The organism is Micromonospora sicca (assembly GCF_003172935.1).
GTDB lineage: Bacteria > Actinomycetota > Actinomycetes > Mycobacteriales > Micromonosporaceae > Micromonospora > Micromonospora sicca.
The window spans coordinates 1-775 of the sequence record NZ_QGKS01000308.1; the positions used below are offsets into that span (position 1 = coordinate 1).

The 775-nt window shown below is 71.0% G+C and carries 1 protein-coding gene; it reads right to left on the bottom strand.

Going from position 1 to position 775, the window contains the following annotated elements; translation table 11 throughout:
* On the bottom strand, window positions 1-718 hold a 718-nt coding region (locus DKT69_RS25760; protein WP_161557952.1), incomplete at its 3' end, for a zinc ribbon domain-containing protein.
* Between the last annotated feature and the right edge of the window lie 57 nt (window positions 719-775).

Here is a 775-nt window from a genome sequence, read left to right on the forward strand (position 1 = left end):
CCGTGTGCGGCACCTGGCTGACCGGCCCTTTCGGGTTGGTCTCCTGGGGTGTCCGTCCCGCCGGACGCTGACCGGAGGATCCCGATGGGGATTCTGCCGGGGCGGGAACCTGCCGTCGCAAGGGCAGCAGGCGTGAGGTCTTGACCGTTGCAGGTCGGGTCTGCTTCGGGGTGGGTACGGTTTTGCGTCGATCCCGCGCCGGCCGGGTCGTGGCGGTGCGGGTTGGTCGACGCGTCTGGTGGCGGACCGGTGTGTCGGTGGCGGTCCGGATCGCGGCGTTGCCGTTAGGGCCGCGGCGGGTGTTGGCCTGGTTGGCTAGGCCCCGGGCGGCGATCCGTTGCGCCGCGGCGTGGTCACGGTCCATCGACAGGCCACACGAGCAGGTCGCCCACCGGTACCCGGCCACCATCCGCTGTGGTGTTTTGACGTGCTTGACGGGACCGCCGCAGCGGGGACAGCCGGACGAGGTGCCACGCGCCGGGACAGTGACGACTGCGATATCTACTTTCGCGGCGAGGTGGGCGATGGCGGTGAACACGGTGCCGCGTACCGCACCGGAGAGTCGCCGGTTGAGGCTGCGTGACCGGCCACCGGCCTCGAGCGTGGCGAGGTCCTCGACGTAGATGACGGTGGCGCCGGCCGCGGTCGCCTGGTCGACGAGCCACCGCGCCGACGACCAGGCAAGAGCCTTGTTGAGATGCCGGATCCGGGCGCACACCGCCGTATGCTCGGCCTGCAGGAGGGCGAGCTTCGCAGTCAATGCCGCTGCGGCAGG